The organism is Enterobacter sp. GD03975, assembly GCF_029838645.1.
Taxonomy (GTDB): Bacteria; Pseudomonadota; Gammaproteobacteria; order Enterobacterales; family Enterobacteriaceae; genus Enterobacter; species Enterobacter quasihormaechei.
In genome coordinates this window covers 57,686-73,694 of sequence record NZ_JAOBZC010000005.1, presented here as the reverse complement: position 1 = coordinate 73,694, position 16,009 = coordinate 57,686, and the positions used below count along the sequence as shown (strand labels likewise).

Sequence of the window (16,009 nt, the reverse complement as noted above, 5' to 3'; positions counted from 1 at the left end):
ATCCTTACTTAACAGGTATGAACTGTTTCAGGTCCCATATTCCAAGATGAAAATGGTTATCCGTAACGTTGATATCCTCGATAGCGCGCGAGGTATCCGGCATCAGGTAGAAGTTTTTGGTACACGGCGTAGTCGGTGATTCCGGATTCGGCTTCAGGCAGGTCCCGGTCGCATTGACGCGAAACGAGGTGTTCCCTTTATTGGTTATTTTTCCCGCCACATAGACGAAGTCGATCTTCTTATCACGAGGCTGAACCACCAGAATGGTACTCACCACCGCGCGCGTCATCCCGGTGCCGTTTTTTGGCGAACCGCTGTCCACCTCTTCGCTCACCCCTTCGTCCGTGAAGGTAATGCGGTAGTAACGCTCTTTGTTATCGGCATTACCGTGATAGTAGAATTTGACAATATTGCTGGTGCCGGCCGGCATCACCATGCGCGTGGGCGTCAGCAACAGCTCGTCCACTTTCTCCGGATTAATGACGATCCCTTCATCCATCGGGCTGCTGATCCGCTGTGCGCGAACAGAAACAATACGCACGCTGTCTGCTTCGTTTTTTATTTCCTTGGCGGTGGAATCAGCGTCCGCTGGAATAATAGTGGTGACTTTTCCCACATTAATGGCCAGCGCGGAGGAAGAAATAAATAATAAAAATAAGAAGGCGGATTTGAGGTTAAACATGCTATTTCCCTAAACAGGGGCTTGCGCCCCTGGATCGATCAGGCCTTAGCCCCAGGTTGCGCGGAACGCAACGGCAACGGTACCTTCCCACAGGCTGTTGGTCAGGTCTTTGAACTCTTTCGTCGCGCCTGCGTTGTCCTGAGCGGAGTCAACGTAGAAGACGAATTTGTCCTGGCCGGTAATTTCGGTATCAGCCACCGCGCCAGCGCTGGTGGTCAGGTTCCACAGGCCAGAAGAAACGCCGGTGTTAGAAGAAGAATCAACCAGCGTGGTCCATGCGGTAGATTTTGCACCTACGGTGCCACCGATAGAGCCCAGATCGTTACCGCCCCAGCGCGCGCCTACCTTCAGTTTGGTCGCTTCACCACCCACGCTGAACAGCGTGTTGTTGGAATCGTCGAGGATGGCTTCAAGCTTGAAGCTGGTCGCCGTCGAGTGATCGCCACGGATAGCCACATCAAACAGACCGGTATCGGTGTTGAAAGATTTCGTGTTGGCGCTGTAAACGAAGTTCAGAGCACGCGTTGGCGTTACAACCAGGTCAGATTCGCTGTCTTTGGTTGCAGTTGCCTGCCAGGTAGCAGACGCCGTAGTTTCTGCGGCATTAACTGCGCTCAGCGCAGAAACAGACAGCAGGGAGCCCAGAACGATAGCGTTCAGTTTGTTCATTTATTTAGTCCTTCAAAAAAGAATCCACGTGTATAAAAAGGGGAGCCCCTTTTTCGAGGCGGAGTATAGACAGCCGCAAAATAACGAGGCAATACAGAAAAATTCACTCGGCGGTGCGCAACAATAAAAACATAAATAAATCTCCCGTATCTTATTGTTACGTATTGAGTAAATCACTCAACTTCTCGAGCGATAGATAAATATCGATTTTTCAGTAAAGAGAAATATCAGGACGTTGGAACAGCCACACACATCATTACAGGTAAAACCAGCCCCTTAATTAACCAGGCGTGCGGTTTAACGCTGGTAATATAGAAGAAGTTGATATTATCAAGTAACATTTCGTTTACAACACCATCCGGCGCTACATCATCTTCAGATTTATTCAGCTTTTTATCCTTAATATAAAAGATATTGCTTCCGTCGACTTTTTCTACGCTGAGCGTGTAATTCCTGTCAATCAGGTAGCTTTTGCCCTCTTTCTTTAGCACGCCTTTGTGAATAACCGTCACAACATCTTTGTTGTTAAACAGGAATAGCGTGGTTAACGACATATCGGTTAAATCACCCGTGGAATAGGTTTTCCAGGAAATGGTATCTGACTGGCAGCCAAACCCCTCATCCTGCGTTCTGGTAAAATAGACCCACACTAAGGCGATGACAGAAAGTACCAGTACGATACCGAACATGACACTCATTTTAGTCCTTGACATATTTTAACTCCCGGTCAGGCTTCTGTAAGAAATGCAGTTCTTATAATCGTCGATACTGTCCTGCTGATAACAGATAGCCAAAAAATAATTTTCTATCTGTGACTTTTTAAACCTGGAATAGTAAGCGTCGGCAACCTGGTGTTGACAGTCGATATGTTGTTTTGCAAGGACCTCTTTTACGTGATTAAAGTAGTGTTGCCGCGGTTGAAACATATTCTTATCGATAAGGTATACCGTACACCTGTCCACTTTACCGAGCAGATGCATATCAGAATCTTTCAGGCTCTCGGCATAGGACACTCTCTGGTGCAACAGTAAAATAACGGTGCCAATAACGATAACCAGTAACAACGTGCACAGTGAAAGAAAGAGCGTATGCATCGATATTATTCGTTTAGGCGGATCGGCGTCTTTCTTATGCAGTAATGTATCAGCCTCTTCAGAAGCAGATTGTTCGCTAAGCGCTGACACAACCGGCGGCCTGACCGTGTGATGCTCAATATGCGCGGCAAGGCTGAAGCCCTTGCCGCGTATGGTTTTTATCAGCAACGGGTCGCACCCTAATGTTCGAAACGCTTTTCTGATTTCACTGACGGCAACGTTCAGACTCACCGAGGAGCCGGAGAAGCCATGGTCCTCCCAGACCTTCTTTATCAGGTCATCTCTGTCGAGTGTTTTACCATTGTTGATGATAAGTTCATAAAGCAGACGTCCCGCCTGGTTAGATAACTTAATGGATGACTCTTCCTCTCCATTAATCATGATCATACCGGCATCCACTTCATAAAGCATTGTAAGATCAATGAGATACTTCATATAATTATTACGCCATTGTTAAAATTTTGTGCATTTGCCAGGCAATAATAAGTCTAAAGTTTATGTGGTCAAGTCGCGTGATATTAATTAAGAGAGGAATTCATAAAGCTTCATTAATTAACGATTATTAATTCATTAATAAAAATCTTCGAACTTACGCATTTAGGTTAAAACATTAAAAAAAACGTCCAGACAAGATTATAATCTTAAACTTTCGAAGTTATTGGAATAATGTTTTGTTGTGTACATTTTTAGTGCAACATAATATCGTCAAAGCACTTTCCCGCGTCGCCATGCGTCTAGCCGGTACATCAGGGACATGTGTAGCCGATTAACATTCATTCTAAATTACACAAATCTTTATGGAGTTTATCATGTTCAAATCGATCATGACCGTTTCACTTCTGGCTGCCGCTGTGGCTTCTACCAGCGCTATGGCCGCAGACAATTCGGCGGGTGGTATCATTAACTTTACCGGCGCAATTACCGATACAACCTGTACCATTAACGGTGGTAAAAGCGCGGACTTTACCGTTGCGCTTTCCCCTATTACGGTAAAAGATGCAGGCACCACGGTTGGCCTGATCACCAAGAATAAAAAATCTATTTCGCTGACCTTCTCAGGCTGTACGCCGGCAGCAGGAACGACCGGTACTCCGCTGAAAATTTATTTCTCCAGCGCGGATAATATCTCCACTGACGGTAAATACCTGCTGAATAACAGCGTGAACGAAAACGATGCCAGCGTGGCGCGTAATGTTGGCTTTGCGCTGGTAGAGACAGGCTCGTCTACGCCTATTACGCTGAACCAGGCTTACACAACCAAGATTATGGGCACATCGACCAAGCCAGATTCCGAAACGCTGACGCTGGATGTTTATTACTATAAAACAAACGCCGCTGCCGCAACGGTGGGCGAGTTAAGCTCCAACGTAACGTATACCATTTCCTACCTGTAATAATGATTATTCAGGCTCTGCTTTCGCAGAGCCTGCATTTAAGGTTGCAATCATGCGCAAGGCAATTTTGCTGGCAGGCTTACTGCTAAGCACGGGTCACTCATGGGCCAATATTGTCATTAATGGCACCCGTGTCCTTTATCCTGAAAATAACAAAGAGGTGATCGTCCAGTTAATGAATACGGGCGATGCGCCCGCTCTGGTGCAATCCTGGATAGATGACGGTGATATTAATTCCACGCCGGAAACCGCAAATGTGCCGTTTCTGCTGTCGCCACCGGTGATAAAGGTCGATGAACATAATGGCCAACAGCTTCGTATTAAAAAGCTGCCGTCCAGTTTACCTGCGGATCGCGAATCCGTCTTTTTCCTGAATGTCCTCGACATTCCGCCCAAGCCTGAAAATTTGCAAAACCAGAATACCGTTCAGCTGGCGATTAAATCTCGTATCAAGCTTTTTTATCGGCCCGCTGCACTTAAAGGCACGCTGGATGACGCGGTGGCGAAACTGACGCTCGCCGCCGACGGCGATCGCCTTCGCATCACCAATAACAGCCCGTTCCATATTACTGTGGCCAATATTTCGCTGGGTAAAACGAAATTACTCCAGGAATCCCCGATGGTTTCCCCGTTTGGGCAACTGACGGTTACCACAAAAAATACGGTTAAGCGCGGACAGACCCTCGAGCTGATGTATGTGGACGATCTTGGCGCGTATAAAACCCGGACTTTCACCAGACAGTGATCGGAAAGACTCACCATGAAAATGAAACAAAACAGACTCTGTCTGCTGGCAGTCTGCACGCTTCTGCTTTCGCATAAATCAGGGGCCGTCTCGTTTGATCCCTCCCTGCTTGCTGGCGCATCCGGTGAGTCCGATCTGTCTCGCTTTTCCGAAAACAACGTCATGCCTGCCGGCAGTCAGGAGATGGATATCTACGTAAACGGCAGCTGGAGGGGGCGTTATACCGTCATCTACGGCGAGCAGCGTGACGACATCCGTCTTGCCTGGAAAGATGCCCAGTCGCTTGGCATTAATACCGCGTCCGTTCCTGCGCCTGCCATTGCGCATGGGCAGGTCCAGCTGCGCGATCTGGTTCAGGGCGGTGAAGTCAAAACCGATACCAGTACCCTGAGCCTGGCGCTCACCGTTCCGCAGGCGGCCGTGCTGCGTACAGAAGAAGGTTACATTGCCCCCCAGTTCTGGAGCGAAGGGATCCCGGCGCTGATGCTCTCGTGGAACACGACCTGGTATAACACCCGAACTAAGGGCACGGCGAAAGACACGAACGATGATTTTTATGCCGGGCTGGATTCCGGCCTTAACCTGTTCGGCTGGCAGTTTCGCGACAGCAGCGCCTGGCGGAAATCGGCCAGCGGGGAGAGCCAGTGGCAGAATAATACCCGCTACCTGCGCCGCCCCCTGGCCTCGCTGACCTCCAACCTGACGCTGGGTGACTTTTATATGCCGGGCGATCTGTTTGATTCGATGCGCGTGCGCGGCGTGTCGCTGGCGTCGGACATGAAAATGCGCCCAAATTCGCAGCAGGGTTTTTCACCGGTGGTTCACGGCGTGGCGCGGACGAACGCCCTGGTGAAAGTTATCCAGAACGGCAACGTGATCTACCAGGAGAACGTGCCGCCAGGCCAGTTTACGCTCGACAGCATTCAGCCTACCGGCTCTGCGGGCGATCTGCTGGTCGTTGTGCGTGAGGCAGACGGATCGCAGCAGTCCTTCACGGTGCCGTTTTCCGCCGTGCCCGGCATGTTAAAAGAGGGAGTAAGCCAGTACAGCGTGGTGGCGGGTAAAGTGCACCAGAACACGCTCGACGCCGAACCCGCATTTATGCAGGCCACGCTACGCTACGGGTTCAACAACCTTATCACCGGTTATACCGGGACGATTATTAGCGATGACTACCAGGCCGGGCTTGTCGGTACCGGGTGGAACCTTCCCTTTGGCGCGGTCTCGTTTGATGTCACCCACGCTAAAACCACCCTACAGGATCGCACCAGCAGCGGTCAGAGCTACCGCGTGTCGTACAGCAAATTTATCGATACCACCGCCACCAACTTCACCCTGGCGGCCTATCGCTATTCCACTAAAGGCTATTACAGCTTTAGCGACGCACTCTATTCACGTGAAGGGTATCAGCGCCTCAGAGCGCAATACGACGAATACGAAGATCGGTTTGGCGTGGCGCCCGACATGTCCCTGAGCACCTGGGATGCCCTGCGCGCCGCACAGCCCAAAAACACCTTCACGCTTAACCTTAATCAGCGCCTGCTCGATAACTGGGGCACGGTATTTATCTCCGGCACACAGCGCGATTACTGGAATTCGCAGCAAACCACGCGCGAGTATCAGATGGGCTATTCCAACGCCATTGGCCGCGCCAGCTATACCCTGTCGGCCAGCCGGGTGCGTAATAAAGACAGCGAAGAAGAGACGCGCCTTTATCTCTCCCTCAGCCTGCCGTTCTCGCTGTTTGATAATAATGCCTGGATCACCTCCAGCCTGACGGCCAGCGATTCACATTATGAGCAGAGCAACATCAGCATGAGCGGAAATGCGCTGGCGTCGAACCGCCTGAGCTACACCCTCTCCGGCAGCAATGCGCGTGGGGGTAAAAATGCGGCAAGCGTTAACACGGCGTACCGTTCGAACTTTGCGACACTCGGCGGCTCTTACAGCGAATCCTCTGACTACCGCCAGACCGGGCTCAGCGGACGGGGAAGCCTGGTGGCCTACCCGTGGCACGTTCTCGCCTCAAACGAAACCGGCAGCACCATGACTATCGTCGATGCGCCTGAGGCGGAGGGGCTGATGGTAAACGGCGATGAAAGCATTGTGACTAACCACGATGGCGTGGCGCTGGTGCCTTACGCTACCCCGTACCGCAAAAACGCCATTACGTTATCGCAAACGGAAAACAGCGCGGGGGCGGAAGTGATCGGCAACATGGCTAACGTGGCCCCTTACGACGGGGCGGTGAGCTATATCCGCTTTGAAACCGACAAACGCCAGTCGTGGGTGCTGCATGCGACGCGTGCCGACGGCAAACCGCTGCCCTTCGGGACCGAAGTGCTTGATGAAAACGGTGAGTCTGTCGGGTATGTCGGCCAGGCCAGCGTACTGTATATCCGCGCTGAACAGCCGCCACGCGCGCTCAACGTGCATCTCCGCGGCGGGAAGTGCGAAATCTCTTCCCCGGCCTGGGGGCTGAACAGCCCCTCATCGGTTTGCCATTAATTACGGATTATCATTATGTTACGATCATTCATGTTCCTGCTCCTCACCAGCATTAGCGGGATGAGCTATGCCACCTGCTCCGGCAGCAGCATCGTTTATGGCACGCCCATTACCGTTGATTTATCGGATAAGCTGAGCCCCGCCACGCCGACCTGGACAGGCAGCTTCTCCACCCAGTACAGCGGCTCGTTCAACTGCACGACGGGCAACAGCGAGTTTTCATACACGCCGATCCTGTCGACCGACAGTAAATACGCCACCATCCTCGGGTTCAGCAACAATAAGTATATGGTGCGGGCGGAGATCACCAATCCCCCGGCCAACAAAACGCTGCCCGCCAGCGGAAACCATACGGCGGCTGAACTGAACACGCCGTTTACGGTTCGCTTCACCCTCGTTAGCCAGAGCGGCACCACGCTGACGGGTGATACGGCGAACATGAGCGACGTTCTGTTCGTCAGCGACATGAGCGGATTGTCGTTTTTGGAAATCATCCTCTGGCCAATCAATCAGGTCATCAAAATCGCCCAGTGGTTATTCAGCGGGTTCAAGTGGCCTTACGACAACCGCGATATGTTTGGTCAGCCGATGATCATCAAATACGCGCCGAAGCTGACTACCTGCTCCTTTGACAACGCGGGGCTGACCGTGGCGCTTCCGACGCTCGGCATTCCCCAGCTCAGCGCGTCCTCACAGCCGGGGCTGACGCCTTTTTCACTGAACATGAGCTGTCAGAACGTCGGGGTTAACGGTAATTCCGATCGAACAATCGAGATGTTTCTTTCCAGCACGCAACTGCTGTCAACCGACAGCTCGGTGCTGATCGACGGCAGCAGCAGCGCCGCGCAGGGCGTGGGGCTACGGCTGATAAAGCGCGATGCCCCGCAGACGCAGGTAACCTTTTCGACCTCAACCACCAGCCGCGGCAACGCCACGATGATTTTCAGTGTGGCGGCTGGCGCGGCGCTGAACGACCATTTCACCGTTCCTATGGCCGCGTACTATTACGTGTGGGCACCCGCCCGGTTAAGCCAGGGCAAGATCAATACCTCGGCTACGCTGAATATTATCTATCCCTGATGTGAACTATTCCTCCATCTTTCCAACCATTTGCACATACTTAATCAGTTCGCTATGGTTGGAAAGATTCAGCTTTTTCATCGCATTGTGTTTCTGTGTGGCAATGGTGCTTACCGAGCGGTTTCGATGACGGGCAATCTCGGTCGTTGAAAATCCTTCCACGATAAGATGAAGCACCTCCCACTCTCTGGCCGAGAGGATAGATCGCGATCGGGAACCTGACCGCACTACCCGCCTGAGCCACGAAGAGAGCGACGGTTTTTGTGCATCCGTCATGAGCAACGCGGGTAATTCTTTTTTCAGTTCAGTTAATTCATCCTGCTGGCTGATGGTTAATTCAAATTTCATCTCCAGAACTTTTTTTAACAGCCCGTACGGCAGTTCGGGTACCAAAAGCACGCGGCTGACGTGATGTGATTTACATAAAGATGTGAAACGGCTGCTGATCTCTGCACTCCACTCTTTATGATTAAGCAGATAATTAAATTCAGTGAAGAAAACATCCACATCATTATCTGCCACCGCCGCCAGAACCTGTTCTATGGAATCGACCTGAGTAATCTTCAGTACGTAATCGGGTAAAAGGTCCTGGAGCGCCCGGCATATTATCTCTTTAAATATATTTATTTTGTAAAACACCATTACCCTTACGACACGCTCAGTATTATCCATATCTTTTCTAAATTCTCGTGACCGGAGGAAAATGATAATAGTTTAAGTATTCACCACTCACAACCTCTTCGCGCCAGGATTTTATCCTCCTCAGACTTAAAATTCTGAACAAGGACATTAAAATTATAGAAAAAATTCTATTTTATTCTGCAAACGCTTTTCTCTCGCAAAGAAAGGTCTGTAGATAATCCTGAAACGATCATAACCTTTCTGACATAAACACCAGTAAGGCACTGAAAAAACGGGGCATAGCCCCCATTAAAAAACCGCCAAATGCTTATTATCCACGCTTTTGCAGAATAAAAATCTGGCATGAATATTATTAGAAGATTAAAAAGATTGCATTTATCATTAAAACCATTTTTCAATTTTATCTTCCGCTAATAATTAGCAGCAGCTTTACTCGACAGATTGTATTGGCTTACATTGATGTCATCGCATCGCGTTATTTGAAAAAAGTGTTCGCTATTCTTTGTGAAATAAGAGAGTGCGAGTCCACCAGTATCTCTTATATGGACTGTTTACTCAGCGAAAGGAGAATGCCAATGCAAAATAAAAAAACAATTCACGTTGCCGTTGTTGACAGCTGCGAATTCACGATGATTGGCCTGCAATCGCTTGGAAAGCGTGAGCCTGACGAAAAACAGGATGTTATTTTCCATGGATTTACCCATATCGAAGAACTCGCTAAGAGTGAACAACTCTTTGATATCATCATTTATGATCCATTGAATACGCGTCATTTCCGGGTGACAACAAATGACGACATCCTTTGTATTAAACAGAAGCAAGTGACGGCGAAGATCTATATCTATTCGTTATCCGCAGGCTATTTGAAATTCAAACATGTTGATGGGGTAATCAGTAAAAGAGTCTCACTGGGGGATATCAAAGCGCTATGGCAAATACTGATGAGCCAGACGCCGCAAGGATCTGGCCGTTACAACGTGGGCATGACCACCCGCTTACGCACCCCGGCAAGGCTGTCCAGCGAGGAGGCCAGCGTACTGCGCGGCTATTCCTGTAACCTCAAAACCAAACAAATTGCCCGCCAGCTGGGGTGTAACGTCAGGCTGGTGTATTTCTATAAAAACAACGCCATGAACAAGCTGAAAGCCGTGCGTGGCCCCTCGTTTTACCAGAGCATTCGCTGGATCCTGAATTAAGAATTTGACCGTGTGTCGTTTGCCTTTTGTTCCCGTGTCCGCGGGAACCTTTTTTCATTTTCTTAAGGCTGTAGCATGTATACCGTTCTTCCCTCTCCCCTGCTGCAACGTATCTCAGGGCTGCGATTTCAGCCGCTTGTCGATCTTCATTCGGGCCAGGTTTTCGCGCATGAAGTTCTCGTGGAGATCCATAACGTCAATCTGGAGATATTGTTTGCCTCTCTGCCTTCGCGCAGCGCGCTGCAAATCTTCTTCTGGCAGGCCAACACCCTTTTACAGATACCTGCCCGGGACGCTTACTGGCTAAACCTTCCCGCAGAACACCTTCTTAATGAACACGCTATCCGGCTGTTGCTGGCGTTGCGCCATCAGCACCGTCTAACGATTGAAATTCAGGATCCCCTCACCATTACGCGGCTGAGTGATGCTGAGCAAGGCCGTCTTCATGCCACGCTTGTTCGGCTTAAAGAGGCGGGATGGCAAATCTGGCTGGACGATTTAACCCGGGAGCTGGCTGAGGCGTATGCGCGGCTGGCGCTGCCGCTGGACGGGGTAAAAATCGATCGCTCAGCGCTGCGGGAGCGCGCGCCGCTTGCCCCGTTTGTACAGGAGGTCAGGGCAGGCATCGCGCAATCAATTCTTATCGAAGGCATCGAGAATTCGCGGGATCTGGAGCGGGCCCGCGCGTCCGGCGCACAGTCTGGTCAGGGTTTTCTGTGGCCCGAAAGCCGCACCGATGTCCGCGTTACACTGTGAGGGCCAGCTTGCCGTGGCCTACCAGCCCGGCACCGCGCCACCGTTAAAAAGGGTCTCTGCCGCTTTCGCCACTTCCGGCGACTGATAGGACTGGATAAATTCCTTCACGTTTTCGGCGTCTTTGTTGTCTTCACGCGTGACCACTATATTCACGTAAGGCGAGTTTTTGTCCTCAATAAAGACGCTGTCATGCACCGGCGACAGCCCCGTTTGCTGAAGATAAGTGGTACTGATGATGGCCACATCGACTTTCGGATCGTCCAGCACGCGCGGCAGCTGCGCCCCTTCCAGCTCCATAATCTGTACGTTTTTGGGATTCGCGGTAATATCCAGTGCCGTCGGCAGCAGGCCAACATCCGGCTTAAGGGTAATCAGCTTTTCTTTTTGCAGCAGCAACAGCGCGCGACCCAGGTTGGTCGGATCGTTTGGAATCGCAATGGTGGCGCCGTCCTTCAGCTCAGCCACCGATTTTATCTTTCGGGAGTAGCCCGCCATCGGAAAGACGAAGGTATTGGCGACGGCGACCAGCGTGTAATTGTGCGCCTTGTTATCTTCCGCAAGGAACGGGCGGTGCTGGAAAACGTTAGCATCCAGCTCGCCCTGGTTGGTGGCATCGTTGGGTAGCAGCGAGCCGCTAAAGCCCACCAGCTCCACGTCCAGACCGTATTTCTCCTTTGCCACCTTTTTGGCGACTTCCGCCACGTCCTGCTCAGCGCCATTAATCACGCCGACTTTAATGTGTTTGGCATCATTGCCGCCTTGATCGCAACCCGCCAGCAGCAGGGCCGCGAGCACCAGAGCACTCAACTGAAATTTCACGAGACAGTTCCTTTCGACAGTGGTTTTGAAGACTATATCGACAACGAGACGGCAGGCTAAAAAACGAAAAGGCATCAGTAAGACGGATAGGTTATATGCGGCCTGTTGCCGGGTGGCGCTGCGCTTACCCGGCCTACGTGACGGGGGACGTGTAGGCCCGGTAAGCGTAGCGCCACCGGGCAATGGGGATCAGGCTGCGGTAGTCCAGTCCTCAACAGTAAGATCCTGCACCATCCCGAACGCACGATCGTTCGTGACAATCGTCGTTCCCCGGCTGATGGCGTGTGCGGCAATCAACTGATCGAGATCGCCCATCACCTTCCCTTTCTTTTCCATTGCCGCACGCAGTTCACCGTAGGTGGCTGCGGCTTCGCTATCCCAGGCGCAGATGGTTATGGTCTTAAGAAATTCCATTATGGTTTCGTGCAGCTTGTTGTTTTGCTTTTTGGCTACGCCGTAAAGCAACTCCGCCTCCGTTACGCTTGAAATACACATCTTTTCAGGCGTGATTTGCGAATATCGGTTTACAACCTCAGGATGCTGCCTCACCAGATGGCTTACTATGTTAGTGTCCAGCATATGCAGCATCGTCTACAGCCCTTCCAGAGGATCTCTTGTCGTATAGCTTTGATTGCGCTCCTCTTTACTTAGAAAAGAATCAGGCACATGCGTTTGTTTGAGCATGCGCAAAAAGTTATCCCTGTGCCGTTCTTTCTCAGACCTTGCCGTCAAAACCACATTCCCCTCCTCATCCCGGCGGATATAAACACTCTCCGTTTCAAACGCAAATTCCTCAGGCAAGACCACGGCCTGGTGTCGTCCTTTTTTGAATAATTTTGCTGTGCGCTCCATGGCAACCTCTGTCGGTTTATTGACCAGCCCACAGCATGCGCTCGCGTCCCGGAAAGCGACAAGAGAGACATTTAAAATTCAGAAAGCGACTCGCAATAAATAACAGAACCGCTAACCTCACGCCTGCCGACGCAGCGGCGCTTCGCGCAAAAACCACGACAGCACAAACGCCAGCACCATAATCCCTGCCGCAAGCATAAATACCGCATGGATAGCCGAGCCGAACGCATCCAGATAGTCCAGACGCAGTGCATCAGGCAGATGGTGAATGGCAACGGGATTGAGTTCACGCGGCAGTTCAGCCCCTTCCGGCAGTCTTTCTGTCAGGCCTGATTGCAGAATATGGGTGAACACCGCGCCAAACAGCGCAACGCCAATAGCCCCGCCGATGGAGCGGAACAGCGTCACCCCAGAGGTCGCTACGCCGTATTGATCGGCAGACACGCTGTTCTGCACCGCCAGCACCAGCACCTGCATCACCAGCCCAAGCCCCATGCCGAGCACGCTGGTAAACAGATACAGCTGCCAGGTGGGGGACGTGACTGAAATGCGCGTCAGTAAAACCATTCCCACCACGCCGAGCAGCGTGCCGAGGATCGGAAACAGGCGGTATTTCCCGGTGCGGCTGATGATGCGCCCGCTGATGATGGAGGTGAGCAACAGCCCGCCCATCAGGGGGATCAGCTGCAAACCGGCCTGCGTCGGCGTGGCATCTTTTACCACCTGTAAATAGAGCGGCAGGAAAGTGACGGAGCCAAACAGCGACATGCCGATAATAAAACCGATCAGGCTACAGAGCAGGAAGCTGCGGTCGCGGAACAGCGACAGCGGGATAATCGGCTCCCACGCCAGCCGCTCTTCGTAGATAAACCCGGCGATCCCCGTCAGACCGAAGGCCAGAATGCACCACAGCTGCGGGTCGCTCCACTGGCGAAGCGTCCCCCCTTCGGTGGTAAACAGAATGATGCACAGCAATGCCATGCTGAGGTAAATCGCCCCCAGGTAATCAATCTCATGCTTGCTGCGCCGCGCGCTGCCGTGGAAGACCGCGCCAATAACGAGCAGCGCAAACAGCCCCAGCGGCAGGTTGATGTAGAAAATCCAGCGCCAGGAGGCGTGCTGAACGAGAAACCCGCCGATAAGCGGGCCTATCACCGTCGCCAGGCCAAACACGCCGCCAAACAGCCCCTGATAGCGACCACGCTCGGCAGGCGGGATCACATCCGCCACGGCCGCCATGCTGATCACCATCAGACCGCCGCCCCCCAGCCCTTGCAGAGCGCGCATCAGCACCAGCTGGGTCATGTTCTGCGCCAGACCGCACAGTGCCGACCCCACAAGGAAAAGCACAATCGCGATTTGCAGGACGATTTTACGCCCAAACAGATCGCCGAATTTGCCGTACAGCGGTACCACGATGGTCGAACTGAGGATATAGGCCGTCACCACCCAGGAGAGCTTATCCAGCCCGCCCAGCTCGCCGACGATGGTCGGCAACGCGGTGGAGACAATGGTCTGATCCAGCGCCGAGAGCAGCATCACCAGCAGAAGTGCGCTGAACAGCAGCTTGATCGACGGCGCGTTTTTCGCAGGTTGAGTCATGACGTCAGACTCCATAAGAGAATCGCTTGAAATTAATTAATCAAATAATTAATATTCAGGTAAGTTATGGATAAGATCAAGAGACAGCGCGACCGTGCCAGCACTAAAAGACAATTCTGAACCCCGCCGTCCCGGTCGTCCGCGCGGCGGCAAACGCGTTACCGCCAGCCGCGAGCAGCTGCTGGATATCGCCCTGAACCTCTTCTCCCGCCAGGGGATTGCCAATACCTCGCTGAACGCCATCGCCCGCGAAGCTGGCGTGACGCCCGCCATGCTGCACTATTACTTCAACTCCAGAGAGCAGCTGCTGGATGCGATGATCGAGGAGCGCTTTCTGCCGTTACGCGAGCGGATCGGGACCATTTTCGCCGACAATCGGGAGTCTCCGGTCAATGCCCTTACGGAAATGGTTAAGGTGCTGGCCGAACTGGCGGAAGAGCACCACTGGTTTGCACCGCTGTGGATGCAGGAGGTGATTGGCGAGATGCCGGTACTGCGTACGCATTTGCAGGAACGTTTTGGCGATGAGAAATATCAGACCACGCTGGCAACCATTAAAGGCTGGCAGCAGGAAGGAAAGCTGAATCCGGCCCTGGCCCCCGAACTGCTGTTCACGACGCTGCTGAGCCTGGTGCTGGTGCCGTTCTCACGCATGCGCAACGACGAGAGGCTTAGCGCTCTCTCGCCGGAGAAAGTTGTGCGCCACGTGTTAGCCGTGATCGGCAACGGGATCGGCGGTTAAAGATGTTTGGTCAGGTAGTGTCTCTGCATTCCCTGATAAGGGTAATCCTGCAAGGACATCTGCACCTGATAACCCTGCTTTTCATAGAACGGACGCGCCTGGAAGCTGACCGTATCCACCAGCGCGTGACGACAGCCTTTGCGGCGGGCCTCTTCTTCGGCCGTTTTGATGAGCTGGCTGCCAACGCCCGTTCCGCGCACGCTGTCGCTAACCCACAGAAAGTCGATGTTCAGCCAGTCGCCTTTACGTACGCCGATTAACCCGCCCAGCATGACGCCGTTGTCGTCTCGCACATATACGCCAATATCGCCGCTAAACGTCGCAAGATCTAAATACTGCGCGTTATAGGCTCTTAGCCCCGTTAATAATTCTTCTTTTTCTTCAGCCGTGACATTATCTGTAATGCTCAGGTGCATAATTTTCTCCTTATTTTCAGCGCAATCTGAATATCTCACAGCTTAACCTTCATAAAAACTCCTTATTTCCTCCATTGTTTAAACAAGGAAATATTCATTCAATATGTAAATAAAAAAAGCCTTTCCAATAGGCTCCGAAAACGTATAATGAGAACGATCATTCTCATTTTTTTACGGTAGCCAACGATGAGTACAAAGCTGGAAGAACGACAAAAACTGCGACAGGACGAAATCATCACCGCCGCGCGCCGCTGCTTTCGCGCCAGTGGATTTCACGCTGCCAGCATGTCGCAGATTGCCAGCGAAGCCAGGCTCAGCGTCGGACAAATCTATCGCTATTTCAGCAACAAAGACGCGATTATTGAAGAGATGATCCGTCGCATTATCGACTCACGTATCGAGGAGATGCAGGGCAAAACCCTGGTTGAAGGGATGCCGCAGGCGCTTGCCTGGCGCCAGACGCTTAACGAAGACGATGACGCGCTCATGCTCGAAATGTCCGCAGAGGCCACGCGCAATCCGCTGGTGGCAAACATGCTGATCGAAGCCGAAGCCCGCATGTTCGCCAACGCCTGTGAGCACCTGAAAAAGCAGTTCCCCCACCTGAGCGATGAGCATATTCGCTGCTGCGTGGAGATTACCGCCGTGATGATCGAAGGCACGATTTACCGTCGACTCACGCCATTAAAAGTGCCGTCAGAACAATTAGAGCCCATTTATCAGAATATTTTAAATATGCTTTTCTCTGCGAAGTAATCGCATGTGAATAATTAGCGGAAATAAGTAATTTCCTTTTTTTCATTTCTGGCTCT

Annotated in this window: 18 protein-coding genes; 8 read left to right on the top strand and 10 right to left on the bottom strand. The window is 51.9% G+C overall.

Translation table 11 applies throughout. The features are described from left to right. Positions 1 to 4 precede the first annotated feature (4 nt). The 4 genes from N5C09_RS11245 to N5C09_RS11230 form a co-directional block, all read right to left on the bottom strand. Entirely contained in the window at positions 5 to 682 is a 678-nt protein-coding gene (locus N5C09_RS11245) for a fimbria/pilus periplasmic chaperone (protein ID WP_063452099.1), read from the bottom strand. Positions 683 to 727: 45 nt separating this feature from the next. Next, positions 728 to 1,351, bottom strand: coding sequence for a common pilus major fimbrillin subunit EcpA (locus N5C09_RS11240; protein ID WP_063452098.1), 624 nt, complete (start codon positions 1,349 to 1,351; stop codon positions 728 to 730). Positions 1,352 to 1,578: 227 nt separating this feature from the next. Next, complete coding sequence (locus N5C09_RS11235) at positions 1,579 to 2,049, bottom strand: hypothetical protein (protein ID WP_063868698.1); 471 nt, start codon at positions 2,047 to 2,049, stop codon at positions 1,579 to 1,581. An 18-nt stretch (positions 2,050 to 2,067) separates the two neighbouring features. Then, positions 2,068 to 2,880, bottom strand: a complete 813-nt coding sequence (locus tag N5C09_RS11230) for a winged helix-turn-helix domain-containing protein (RefSeq protein ID WP_063868696.1) — start codon at positions 2,878 to 2,880, stop codon at positions 2,068 to 2,070. Positions 2,881 to 3,254: 374 nt separating this feature from the next. Between N5C09_RS11230 and N5C09_RS11225 the strand changes: the two genes are divergently transcribed. From N5C09_RS11225 to N5C09_RS11210, 4 genes are read left to right on the top strand one after another with little or no spacing between them, the layout of a single operon-like run. Beyond that, the gene (locus tag N5C09_RS11225) at positions 3,255 to 3,839 is read left to right on the top strand and encodes a fimbrial protein (protein WP_107534369.1); all 585 of its coding nucleotides are present in this window, start codon (positions 3,255 to 3,257) and stop codon (positions 3,837 to 3,839) included. A gap of 52 nt (positions 3,840 to 3,891) precedes the next feature. Further along, entirely contained in the window at positions 3,892 to 4,584 is a 693-nt protein-coding gene (locus N5C09_RS11220; protein ID WP_279749056.1) for a molecular chaperone, read from the top strand. Between the two features lie 15 nt (positions 4,585 to 4,599). Then, entirely contained in the window at positions 4,600 to 7,092 is a 2,493-nt protein-coding gene (locus N5C09_RS11215; protein WP_279749055.1) for a fimbrial biogenesis outer membrane usher protein, read from the top strand. Positions 7,093 to 7,107: 15 nt separating this feature from the next. Then, on the top strand, positions 7,108 to 8,172 hold the full coding sequence (locus N5C09_RS11210; protein WP_279749054.1) for a fimbrial protein: 1,065 nt from the start codon (positions 7,108 to 7,110) through the stop codon (positions 8,170 to 8,172). A gap of 6 nt (positions 8,173 to 8,178) precedes the next feature. Here the strand turns inward: N5C09_RS11210 and N5C09_RS11205 are convergent, their stop codons facing one another. Beyond that, entirely contained in the window at positions 8,179 to 8,814 is a 636-nt protein-coding gene (locus N5C09_RS11205) for a LuxR C-terminal-related transcriptional regulator (RefSeq protein WP_193037689.1), read from the bottom strand. Between the two features lie 575 nt (positions 8,815 to 9,389). Between N5C09_RS11205 and N5C09_RS11200 the strand changes: the two genes are divergently transcribed. Both N5C09_RS11200 and N5C09_RS11195 read left to right on the top strand, forming a co-directional pair. Further along, positions 9,390 to 10,010, top strand: coding sequence for a LuxR C-terminal-related transcriptional regulator (locus N5C09_RS11200; RefSeq protein WP_063868682.1), 621 nt, complete (start codon positions 9,390 to 9,392; stop codon positions 10,008 to 10,010). 75 nt (positions 10,011 to 10,085) lie between these two features. Continuing rightward, positions 10,086 to 10,766, top strand: a complete 681-nt coding sequence (locus N5C09_RS11195; RefSeq protein ID WP_279749053.1) for an EAL domain-containing protein — start codon at positions 10,086 to 10,088, stop codon at positions 10,764 to 10,766. An 18-nt stretch (positions 10,767 to 10,784) separates the two neighbouring features. On the opposite strand, the gene nlpA is transcribed toward N5C09_RS11195, so the two are convergent. The 4 genes from nlpA to N5C09_RS11175 form a co-directional block, all read right to left on the bottom strand. After that, complete coding sequence (gene nlpA, locus N5C09_RS11190; RefSeq protein ID WP_279749052.1) at positions 10,785 to 11,585, bottom strand: lipoprotein NlpA; 801 nt, start codon at positions 11,583 to 11,585, stop codon at positions 10,785 to 10,787. Between the two features lie 189 nt (positions 11,586 to 11,774). Next, positions 11,775 to 12,173: a type II toxin-antitoxin system VapC family toxin gene (locus N5C09_RS11185; RefSeq protein WP_107534356.1), complete on the bottom strand. Its 399-nt coding sequence runs from the start codon at positions 12,171 to 12,173 to the stop codon at positions 11,775 to 11,777. Positions 12,174 to 12,176: 3 nt separating this feature from the next. Continuing rightward, a complete protein-coding gene (locus tag N5C09_RS11180; RefSeq protein WP_193033077.1) occupies positions 12,177 to 12,437 on the bottom strand; it encodes an AbrB/MazE/SpoVT family DNA-binding domain-containing protein in 261 nt (86 codons plus the stop codon). Between the two features lie 117 nt (positions 12,438 to 12,554). Next, positions 12,555 to 14,054 (bottom strand): MDR family MFS transporter, encoded by a 1,500-nt coding sequence (locus N5C09_RS11175; RefSeq protein WP_063868676.1) that lies wholly within the window; start codon positions 14,052 to 14,054, stop codon positions 12,555 to 12,557. A gap of 79 nt (positions 14,055 to 14,133) precedes the next feature. Here N5C09_RS11175 and N5C09_RS11170 point away from each other — a divergent pair, with 79 nt between their 5' ends. Further along, positions 14,134 to 14,781 (top strand): TetR/AcrR family transcriptional regulator, encoded by a 648-nt coding sequence (locus N5C09_RS11170; RefSeq protein WP_112792475.1) that lies wholly within the window; start codon positions 14,134 to 14,136, stop codon positions 14,779 to 14,781. Here N5C09_RS11170 and N5C09_RS11165 read toward each other — a convergent pair. Then, a complete protein-coding gene (locus N5C09_RS11165; protein WP_063868674.1) occupies positions 14,778 to 15,197 on the bottom strand; it encodes a GNAT family N-acetyltransferase in 420 nt (139 codons plus the stop codon). The two genes, N5C09_RS11170 and N5C09_RS11165, sit on opposite strands and share 4 nt — an antisense overlap. A 186-nt stretch (positions 15,198 to 15,383) precedes the next feature. On the opposite strand from N5C09_RS11165, the gene N5C09_RS11160 reads away from it, so the two are divergent. After that, positions 15,384 to 15,953, top strand: a complete 570-nt coding sequence (locus N5C09_RS11160) for a TetR/AcrR family transcriptional regulator (RefSeq protein WP_022646570.1) — start codon at positions 15,384 to 15,386, stop codon at positions 15,951 to 15,953. Positions 15,954 to 16,009 lie beyond the last annotated feature (56 nt).